Genomic DNA, 9798 nt, shown 5'->3' on the forward strand with positions numbered 1-9798 from the left:
GCCGGCAGGAACACGGTGCCGCGGGCACCGCGCGCTCCTAGAGGTCGAAGTAGAGCTCGAACTCGTGCGGGTGCGGGCGGAGCTGGATGGGGGCGATCTCCTGGGTGCGCTTGTAGTCGATCCAGGTCTCGATCAGGTCGGAGGTGAAGACACCGCCGGCCTGGAGGTACTCGTTGTCCTCCTCCAGCGCCTTCAGGACGGAGGAGAGGTCGGTCGGGACCTGGGCGACGTTCGCGTGCTCCTCGGGAGCCAGCTCGTAGAGGTCCTTGTCGATCGGGTCGGCCGGCTCGATCTTGTTCTTGACGCCGTCGAGGCCGGCCATGAGCAGGGCCGAGAAGGCGAGGTACGGGTTCGAGGACGGGTCCGGCGCGCGGAACTCGACGCGCTTGGCCTTCGGGTTCGAGCCCGTGATCGGGATGCGCATGGCGGCGGAGCGGTTGCGCTGCGAGTAGACCAGGTTGACCGGGGCCTCGAAGCCGGGCACCAGACGGTGGTAGGAGTTCACCGTCGGGTTGGTGAAGGCCAGCAGCGACGGGGCGTGCTTCAGGATGCCGCCGATGTAGTGGCGGGCCATGTCCGACAGGCCCGCGTAGCCGGCCTCGTCGTAGAACAGCGGCGCGCCGGCCTCCCACAGCGACATGTGGACGTGCATGCCCGAGCCGTTGTCGCCGAAGATCGGCTTCGGCATGAAGGTCGCGGTCTTGTTGTTGCGCCAGGCGACGTTCTTCACGATGTACTTGAAGAGCATCAGGTCGTCGGCCGCGGCGAGCAGCGTGTTGAACTTGTAGTTGATCTCGGCCTGGCCGGCGGTGCCGACCTCGTGGTGCTGGCGCTCGACCTGGAGACCGACCTTCTCCAGCTCCAGGGAGATCTCCGACCGCAGGTCGGCGAAGTGGTCGACCGGCGGGGCCGGGAAGTAGCCGCCCTTGTAGCGGACCTTGTAGCCCCGGTTGTCCTCCTCCTTGCCGGTGTTCCAGGCGCCGGCCTCGGAGTCGATGTGGTAGAAGCCCTGGTTCGCCGAGGTCTCGAAGCGGACCGAGTCGAACACGTAGAACTCGGCCTCGGGGCCGAAGAACGCGGTGTCGGCGATGCCGGTGGAGGCCAGGTACGCCTCCGCCTTGCGGGCGATGTTGCGCGGGTCGCGGCTGTACTGCTCGCCCGTGATCGGGTCGTGGATGAAGAAGTTGATGTTCAGCGTCTTGTCGCGACGGAACGGGTCGAGGCGGGCCGTCGACAGGTCGGCGCGCAGCGCCATGTCCGACTCGTGGATGGCCTGGAAGCCGCGGATCGACGAACCGTCGAAGGCCAGCTCCTCGGCCGGGTCGAACGCCGTCGCCGGGATCGTGAAGTGCTGCATGACGCCGGGGAGGTCGCAGAAGCGGATGTCGACCATCTTGACGTCATTGTCCTGAATGTACTTCTTGGCCTCGTCGGCGTTCTGGAACATCCCACTCCTCCTACGCCCCGGCCCGGAGGGGCGGGGCTGCGGCTCGGTGTGTCGGCCCGTGTGGTGGCCCACGCTGGACCCGACCTTAGGCAGACCGGATTTCTCCAGCATGACCCATTTGTTTCGACGAAGTTAACCGAGCTGGTGGCACGGCCGGGGTATGAAGGGCAGTTCTCGGCCTCGCGTCGCGCGGCGCGGACGCCCCCGGCCGGAAGTGATCGAAATCGGGCACAGTACCGTGGTCGGGTGGACAACAGGCAAGCACTTGGATCGTGGCTCTCCGGCCCCCGCGCCGCGGCCGAAGAAGCGGGCGTCGACTTCGGCTACCGAGGGCAGCAGCTCGGCCTGCCCGAGGAGGGCCCCGGCTCCATCGCCCGGCCCGGCCGCCGCCTCGGCGCCCTCGCCGTCGACTGGGCACTGTGCATGCTCATCGCGTACGGCCTGATCACCCACCGCTACACCCAGGTCACCGGAAACTGGGCCGTGCTCATCCTCTTCGTCCTGAGCGTGCTCACGGTCGGCACCGTCGGCTTCACCCCCGGCAAGCGCCTTTTCGGCCTGCGCGTCGCCTCCGTCCGAGGCGGCCGTCTCGGCATCCTCCGTGTCGCCCTGCGCAGCGCCCTCGTCTGCCTCGCCCTCCCGGCGCTCATCTGGGACCGCGACGGCCGCGGCCTGCACGACCGTTTCTCCGGCGCCGTCCAGGTCCGCATCTGATCCGGCCTGATCCAGACCGATCCGGCCTGATTTCTTCGGGTCCGGACCGGCTCCGCAAAGGTTCCGGTCCGGATCGATCTGCCCCGTTCGGCATGTGATCAGGAAGTGGCTGTGATCCGGTCGGAACCGGCTGCGATCCGATCCCGGCCGGTAGTCCGTCATCTGCGTGGGCCTGCACGCGTGTGCGTACGTACGCGCGCGCACAAAAGAGGGGTGCCCCGGACCGTCGATGGTCCGGGGCACCCCTCTTTCGGGATGGGGGCGGGATCAGCCGCGCGGGGGACGGCGGCTCGAAGCACCACGGCCGGGAAGGGGGCCCTTCGGCAGCGGCATGTTGCTCATCAGGTCACCCATCGCGCGGAGCCGGTCGTTGGCCGCCGTCACCTGGGGCCCGGCGAGAACGCGCGGGAGCTTGAGCATCTTCGTGCGGATCTTCTTGAGCGGCACCTGACCGGCGGCCTCGTCGTCGCCGACGATGATGTCGGTCACCGGCACGTCGACGACGATCCGGGCCATCCGCTTCTTCTCGGCCACCAGAAGCGGCTTCACCCGGTTCGGGTTGCCCTCCGCGACCAGCACGATGCCGGCGCGGCTGACCGCGCGGTGCACCACGTCCTGGCTGCGGTTCATCGCCACCGCCGGGGTCACCGTCCAGCCGCGCCCGACGTTCTCCAGCACCGCCGCGGCAGCGCCGGGCTGGCCCTCCATCTGGCCGAAGGCCGCCTTCTCGGCGCGCCGGCCGAAGATGATGGCCATCGCCAGGAACGCCAGCACGAAGCCGAGAATGCCCAGGTAGACCGGGTGCCCGATGAGAAAACCGATCGCGAGGAGGACACCGAGTACGACGATGCCCACGCCCGCGACGACGAGACCGACCTGCGGGTCGACCTTCCGGGTCATCTTGTACGTGAGGGCGATCTGCTTCAGTCGCCCGGGGGTCGCGGCGTCAGCGCCGCTCGTGTTTGCCTTCCTCGCCATGTCCTGAAGTTTACGTGGCCCGCGAAGCCCGCCCCGCCACGGCCTCCATCACACGCTGGGCCTCCACGCGATCCTTCGCGCGGCGCCGGTCCTCCAGGACGGACGCCCAGGCGTTGCGCCGGGCGGTGCGCTGGCCGCCGGCCAGCAGCAGGGTCTCGACGGCGCGCAGCGCGCCGGTGACGGAAGGGAGCGAGGGCAGCGAGGGGAGCGAAGAAGTCCGGGGAGTGCGCGCGGCCTGCATGGGAGGGAACCTCCGGGGCGCTCGGGTGGCGGTGCGTACGTACACACTCACAGATCGGTGTTGCCGGAGTGTGGCCCGCCGGTCAAAGACAGGTGAAACCACACCACCGCACGCCCGGGCGTGACCCCGGGCCCCGGGAACCCCTGCCGTACCGCCGCCGTCCCCGTACGACCGTGGCCGTCCGCACGAGGTACGGACGGCCACGGAGGAGTCCCGACAAGGCCCGGCAGAGCCCGGCAAGGCCCGGAAAGGAAACGGCGCGAACGCAGGGGGCGCGCGCCGCGCGCCCCCCGGCGGTGCCGGTGTCAGACGGCCGGGGTCACGGCGTCGGCGGCGCCGCGGCGCTCCATGGCCTGCTGGTACAGCCGGCCCGCGCGGTACGAGGAGCGGACCAGCGGGCCCGACATCACACCGGAGAAGCCGATCTCGTCGGCCTCCTCCTTCAGCTCCACGAACTCCTGCGGCTTCACCCAGCGCTCGACGGGGTGGTGGCGGACCGACGGCCGCAGGTACTGCGTGATCGTGATCAGCTCGCAGCCGGCGTCGTGCAGCTGCTGGAGCGCCTCGCTGATCTCCTCGCGGGTCTCGCCCATGCCGAGGATCAGGTTGGACTTCGTGACCAGACCGTAGTCCCGCGCCTGGGTGATGACGTCGAGCGACCGCTCGTACCGGAAGCCCGGACGGATCCGCTTGAAGATCCTCGGCACGGTCTCGACGTTGTGCGCGAAGACCTCGGGGCGGGAGTCGAAGACCTGCTCGAGGAGCTCCGGCACCGCGTTGAAGTCGGGGGCGAGCAGCTCGACCTTGGTGCGGCCGGCGGCGCGCTCCGCGGTCTGCTGGTGGATCTGGCGCACGGTCTCCGCGTACAGCCAGGCGCCGCCGTCCTCCAGGTCGTCGCGCGCGACGCCGGTGATGGTGGCGTAGTTCAGGTCCATCGTGACGACGGACTCGCCCACGCGGCGCGGCTCGTCCCGGTCCAGGGCCTCGGGCTTGCCGGTGTCGATCTGGCAGAAGTCACAGCGCCGGGTGCACTGGTCGCCGCCGATGAGGAAGGTCGCCTCGCGGTCCTCCCAGCACTCGAAGATGTTGGGACAGCCCGCCTCCTGGCAGACCGTGTGCAGACCCTCGCTCTTCACGAGACTCTGCATCTTCGTGTACTCGGGCCCCATCTTCGCCCGGGTCTTGATCCACTCGGGCTTGCGCTCGATGGGGGTCTGGGCGTTCCGGACCTCCAGGCGCAGCATCTTGCGTCCGTCGGGTGCGACTGCGGACACATCGGCTCCTGTAGCTTCGATTCTTCGGCGCACACCAGGGTACGCCCGTTGCTTCTTATGCCTTGACGCTCTGGCCAACCTCTGGCCTACGTTTGGCATTCCTTCGGCCGCGGCGGGCCGGGGTGACGCGGCTCTCTTTCCGGCCACCGGCAGGCCACCGCACGCCACCGGCGGGGCCGTTCGGGCCTCTTGAGGCCCTTCGGCTCGCTTCAGGCCACCCTCGGGGTCGCCTTCAGGTCATGCCGGAGCCGTGTTCAGGCCACCGGGGTCCGCTCGCTCTCGCGTACGGCCCGCTGCTCCGCCTCGACGTCCCGGGGCTTCGGCTCCGCGGTCGCCATCACGTCGCGCAGATGCCGTTCGACGACCGGGAGCACCTCCTCGATCGTGATGTCCCGGCCCAGCTCGTTCGCGAGCGAGGCGACGCCCGCGTCCCGGATGCCGCACGGGATGATCCGGTCGAACCAGGTGTTGTCGGGGTTCACGTTGAACGAGAAGCCGTGCATCGTCACGCCCTTGGCGACCCGGATGCCGATGGCCGCGAGCTTGCGGTCCTCGCGGCGCTGGCCGGCGTTGGAGGGGGCGTACTCGGGGCCGTTGAGCCGGGGGTCGAACTCGGCGGTCGTGAGCCGGGGGTCGATTCCGGGGGCCAGGTCGAGCGACAGGCCGCCGACCGCCGGGCGGGACTCGACGGGGTCGCCGAGCACCCACACGCCGCTGCGGCCCTCGACGCGGGTGGTCTCCAGGCCGAAGTCGGCGGCCGTACGGATCAGCGCCTCCTCCAGGCGGCGTACGTGGGCGACCACGTCGACCGGGCGGGGCAGCTTCATGATCGGGTAGCCGACCAGCTGGCCGGGGCCGTGCCAGGTGATCTTGCCGCCGCGGTCCACGTCGACCACCGGCGTACCGTCCAGGGGGCGCTCGCTCTCCTCGGTGCGCCGGCCGGCGGTGTAGACCGGCGGGTGCTCCAGGAGCAGGCAGGTGTCCTCGATCTCGTCCTCGAACCGGGCGGCGTGCACCTCGCGCTGCTTGTCCCATGCCACCTGGTAGTCGACGGCGTCCTCGCCGAAGCCCAGACGGACGAATCGCAGCTCACTCACGGCCATGCCTCCTCCTGGGTGCCGAGCCGGGGTCCGGGGGGTCGTCCCCGGGGCGGGAGCCGACTCGGTGTCATGCGTCAATCGCACCCACGCCACTGTACGGCGGCACGACGGGCCGTCCCCCGGCAGGTGCGCCGGGCCGACAGGCGGGCCGGAGCGGGCCGGGAGGGCGGTACGGGGTCCCGGAAGAGGCTTTGTCAGCGGGTCACCGGCCCTCACACGAACGGATGAATGTACGGAAAAGCCGCCGGTAAACGCGGTGAACGGAGCTAAATTCGCGCCGTTCCATGAGGGCCATAAAGGTCCAATCGGGCTTCCACCCCGGGCCCGGAAGGCAGGAGACCGCACAGCTGATGACGGAACGACCCTCGCAGCGCATGCCGAACCGCCAGCTCGCCGCGCTCATCGCCGAAGCTGGCTTCTCGAACGCGGGTCTCGCCAGGCGGGTGGACCAGCTCGGCCTGGAGCACGGACTCGACCTGCGGTACGACAAGACCTCGGTGACCCGGTGGCTGCGCGGCCAGCAGCCACGCGGCACGACCCCCGCCCTGATCGCGGAGGTCTTCACCCGTCGGCTCGGCCGCCGGCTGTCCGCCCAGGACCTCGGACTCGACGCCTGCGCGCCGGTGTACGCCGGTCTGGAGTTCGCGGCGACCCCGGAGGAGGCCGTCGACATCGTCAGCGGCCTGTGGCGCAAGGACTCCGGCAGCCACGCCGAACTGCGCAAGATCGCCTTCACCCCGGCCGGGCTCGTCGTGCCCAGCCGCGACTGGCTGATCGGCCGCGCCGACGAGCGCGTGGCGCGCGGCGAACCGGGCACGACCGGTATGCCGGGCGCCCCGGGTGTGCCGGCCCCGTCGTCGGCCTCCGGCGGAGGCGCGAGCGGGGGAGGGACCGGGAGCGGGAGCGCCGAGCCCCGGGTCCCGGCCCAGGGCCGCTACGGAGTGCCCCGTCAGCGCGGCACCGACCGGGGTCCCGGACAGCGGGTGTCCAGCGGCGACATCGCCGCGCTGCGCTCCGTGGGCGAACTGTTCCGCACCCTCGACCAGGCCTACGGCGGCGGCCACGCCCGCCAGGCCCTCGTCCGCTACCTGGAGCACGAGGCCGAGCCGATGCTGCGCGGCACGTACGGCGAGAGCATCGGGCGCCGGCTGTTCGGCGCGGTCGCCGACCTCACCCGGCTGGCCGGCTGGACCTCGTACGACATCGCCGCGCACGGACTCGCCCAGCGGTACTTCGTCCAGGCGCTGCGGCTCGCCCAGGCCGCCGGCGACCGGGCGTACGGCTCGTACGTCCTCGTCACCATGAGCCATCAGGCCGTCTACCTCGGGCACGGCCGCGAGGCCGTCCAGCTCGCCCGGGTCGCCCAGCAGGGCGTCGGCTCGGCCGCGCCGCCCGTCGTCCAGGCCCTGCTGCACGCGGTCGAGGCGCGCGGTCACGCCGTCCTCGGCGAGGCGCGGGCCTGCGGGGCGGCGCTGGGCCGCGCCGAGCGCGCCCTGGACGCGGCCCGGCCGGGCGACGAGGTGCCGTACTGGGCCAAGTTCTACGACGAGGCCCAGCTCGCCGACGACTTCGGGCACTGCCACCGCGACCTCCAGCAGTACCGGGCCGCCGCGCAGCACGCCGAACGCGCGCTCCAGTTGCGCGGCCCCGGCCACGCCCGCAGCCGGCTGTTCTGCCGGGTGGTGCTCGCCTCCGCCCGGCTCGCGCTCGGCGAACTGGACCAGGCGTGCGCCCTGGGCGCGGAGGCGGCGCAGCAGGCCTCGGAGATGCGGTCGGCGCGGGCGGTGGAGTACGTACGCGACTTCGAGCGCCGCCTGGAGCCGTACCGCGACGCCCCTGCGGTCCGCACCTACCGCGACCGGGTGGCCGCGCTGGGGTGACCGAGGGGGCGCCGGCGGCCTCGGGCCCCGGACCCCTGAGGGCGCGGGTGGCTGCCGGTGTCCGCCGGTGTGGTGGTGGTGCGGGCGCGGGGCCGGCCCTCGCCTACGCCGCCGTCTCGTCCGGCCGCGACGGCTCGGCCGGGCGCGTGCCCAGATCCGCGAGAAGCGCGGTCGCGGCCCGCTCGGCCGAGGTGAGAGCGCCGAACGGGGTGCCCGCCGCCCGATGGTCACCGCACACGTACAGGCCCGACAGGAGCCGCACCGGGCGCTCCGGATCGAACGGCGGCCGCATCACCGGGAAGGCGTCCCGGGTGTGCCGCAGCGCCAGCGGCTCCCAGTCGTCCGTGGACACCCCGTACAGCGACGCCAGATGCTTGCGCACCCGGCGCTCGGTGTCGTCACCGTCCGGCGGCCCGCCCAGCACCGTCGACGAGACCAGCGCGCGGCCCGCCGGCGCCCGCGACGGATCGACCGCGCTCATCACCGCCGTGAAGGCCACCGGGCCACCCGGATCCGACTCCAGCAGAAGCACCGGCTCGGCCATCGGCGCGACCGGCACCGCGTGATGGACCACGGTCGCCGCGCGGTACTCCGGCACCCGCAGCCCCGGCAGCAGCTCCGCCGCCGCGCGGCCACCCGTCGCCACCACCACCGAACGGCACCGGAACACCCCGTGCGCGGCCGTCGTCACCCGCGAGATCGACGCCTCCGTCACCCGCACCCCGGTCCGGACCGTCCCCGGCGGCAGCCCCGCCACCAGCCGCTCCACCAGCGCGCCCGAACCACCCTCCGGCACGCCGAGACGGCCCCGCGCGAACGACCGCAGCGCCAGATCCGCGCGCCGGCTCGACGTCGCCAGATCCGGATCGCCCAGCAGCGCGCCGAGCAGCGGACGCAGCACCCCCTGGACGGTACGGGCCGGCAACCGCAACGCCAGCGCCTCCCGCGCCGTCCGCTCGGAACGCGTCAGAATCCGCTGCGCCGGCGTCGTCGCCAGCCGTACCAGCGACCCGCCGAGCCGCGCCTGATCCAGCGACGCCGCCGGATTGCGGGGCGCGCCGGCCAGCGCGCGCGCCACCCCCCGTGCGCCCGTTGTGCCCCGGGTGCCCGTCGAACCCCGTGCGCCCGCCGAACCCCGTGGACTCCAGCGCGCGTGCCCCGCGCCCCACCGGCCGTACCGCCCGTCCTGATGCACCAGCACACCCGGCGCGAACGGCCGCAACGGAACACCCGCCACCTCCGGCGACGTGAACAGCGGCCCGAGCCGGTCGAGCCGGAAACCGTCGACGACTTCCGTCGCCAACCGGCCGCCCACCTGCGGCGCGGCCTCCAAGACCGTGACCGAGAGCCCCGCCGCGGTCAGCTGATGAGCTGTCGCGAGACCGGCGATCCCGGCTCCCACCACGACGACGTCCGAGTAGTCGCGCACGTGCCCCTCCCAGGTCGTTCGCGCTTCATGTGGGAGGCCTATGCCCCCAACACGTCCCCGGAATGCCGGAGTTCGCAAGAGATTAAGCGGGAGGACGGGGAGGGGAGGACGCGCGTGCGGGGGGTGTGCGCGGCATGGGGGGCGCGGGGCGCTGCGCGCTGCTGGGTGGGGTGGTGGTGCGGGTGGGCTGCGCTGTGCGGGTGGGGGTTGCGTGGTGGTGGCGGGGCGTGGGGGGCGCGTTCGGGGTTGCGGGGTGGTGCGCTGGGGGTTCGTGGTGGGTGCGCGGGGGCCGGTCCGGGGGTCGCGTTCTGCACTGCATGATTTACGGCGCGGATGGCCTGTGTAGTGCGTGAGGCGTCTCTTTTTCCGCGCCACAAATCACGCTTTACGTTTCGAACACGACCCCCTTCCCGGCCCCCGCTCCCGTCCGCGTCGTGGCGCACCACCCCGCACCCCGTCCGCTGGGATGGGTGGGGGGCGGGTGCGGCACGCGGGTGGAGGAGAGGTGGGTGAGGGGAGAGGTGTGGGGCAGCTTTCCGGTAGGCGGGGGATTCCGATGGGGAGAGTGGGGCGTATGAGCGTGGTGGTTCGTGAGGCCGTCGTCGGGGACGAGGGGGTGCTCGCGCGGCTCGACCGGGTCGTCTGGTCCCGTCATGGTCCTTCAACTTCCCTTCGTGGCTGCCCTGTCGCGGGTGTGGTCGCGCCGACGGCGGCATACGCGTGCCGCCGCCTCGG

General features: G+C 72.1%; 8 protein-coding genes. 2 read left to right on the forward strand and 6 right to left on the reverse strand.

Features of this window, described 5'->3' with window-relative positions; translation table 11 throughout:
* Positions 1 to 37 precede the first annotated feature (37 nt).
* On the reverse strand, positions 38 to 1447 hold the full coding sequence (gene glnA, locus ABZ990_RS28050) for a type I glutamate--ammonia ligase (RefSeq protein WP_361237324.1): 1410 nt from the start codon (positions 1445 to 1447) through the stop codon (positions 38 to 40).
* Positions 1448 to 1693: 246 nt separating this feature from the next.
* Between glnA and ABZ990_RS28055 the strand changes: the two genes are divergently transcribed.
* Positions 1694 to 2161 carry an RDD family protein gene (locus ABZ990_RS28055; RefSeq protein ID WP_361237326.1) on the forward strand — a complete coding sequence of 156 codons (468 nt, stop codon included), beginning with the start codon at positions 1694 to 1696 and terminating at the stop codon, positions 2159 to 2161.
* Between the two features lie 267 nt (positions 2162 to 2428).
* Here ABZ990_RS28055 and ABZ990_RS28060 read toward each other — a convergent pair whose 3' ends face one another.
* The 4 genes from ABZ990_RS28060 to lipB all read right to left on the reverse strand — a co-directional run bounded on the left by ABZ990_RS28060 (position 2429) and on the right by lipB (position 5751).
* Positions 2429 to 3139 carry a DUF4191 domain-containing protein gene (locus ABZ990_RS28060; RefSeq protein WP_361237329.1) on the reverse strand — a complete coding sequence of 237 codons (711 nt, stop codon included), beginning with the start codon at positions 3137 to 3139 and terminating at the stop codon, positions 2429 to 2431.
* Between the two features lie 10 nt (positions 3140 to 3149).
* Entirely contained in the window at positions 3150 to 3380 is a 231-nt protein-coding gene (locus ABZ990_RS28065) for a hypothetical protein (protein ID WP_361237332.1), read from the reverse strand.
* Between the two features lie 305 nt (positions 3381 to 3685).
* Entirely contained in the window at positions 3686 to 4654 is a 969-nt protein-coding gene (gene lipA, locus ABZ990_RS28070) for a lipoyl synthase (RefSeq protein ID WP_361237335.1), read from the reverse strand.
* A gap of 254 nt (positions 4655 to 4908) precedes the next feature.
* Positions 4909 to 5751 (reverse strand): lipoyl(octanoyl) transferase LipB, encoded by an 843-nt coding sequence (gene lipB, locus ABZ990_RS28075; RefSeq protein WP_361237338.1) that lies wholly within the window; start codon positions 5749 to 5751, stop codon positions 4909 to 4911.
* 353 nt (positions 5752 to 6104) lie between these two features.
* Between lipB and ABZ990_RS28080 the strand changes: the two genes are divergently transcribed.
* Positions 6105 to 7634, forward strand: a complete 1530-nt coding sequence (locus ABZ990_RS28080; RefSeq protein WP_361237340.1) for a regulator — start codon at positions 6105 to 6107, stop codon at positions 7632 to 7634.
* Positions 7635 to 7737: 103 nt separating this feature from the next.
* On the opposite strand, the gene ABZ990_RS28085 is transcribed toward ABZ990_RS28080, so the two are convergent.
* Complete coding sequence (locus ABZ990_RS28085; protein ID WP_361237344.1) at positions 7738 to 9063, reverse strand: NAD(P)/FAD-dependent oxidoreductase; 1326 nt, start codon at positions 9061 to 9063, stop codon at positions 7738 to 7740.
* Positions 9064 to 9798 lie beyond the last annotated feature (735 nt).

Source organism: Streptomyces sp. NPDC046203, assembly GCF_040646255.1.
Classification (GTDB): domain Bacteria; phylum Actinomycetota; class Actinomycetes; order Streptomycetales; family Streptomycetaceae; genus Streptomyces.

What these genes read in the sequence shown, in the direction of transcription:
- glnA (WP_361237324.1), bottom strand. Translation starts at nt 1,447, where the DNA reads ATGTTCCAGAACGCCGACGAGGCCAAGAAGTACATTCAGGACAATGAC.
- ABZ990_RS28060 (WP_361237329.1), bottom strand. Translation starts at nt 3,139, where the DNA reads ATGGCGAGGAAGGCAAACACGAGCGGCGCTGACGCCGCGACCCCCGGG.
- ABZ990_RS28065 (WP_361237332.1), bottom strand. Translation starts at nt 3,380, where the DNA reads ATGCAGGCCGCGCGCACTCCCCGGACTTCTTCGCTCCCCTCGCTGCCC.
- ABZ990_RS28080 (WP_361237340.1), top strand. Translation starts at nt 6,105, where the DNA reads ATGACGGAACGACCCTCGCAGCGCATGCCGAACCGCCAGCTCGCCGCG.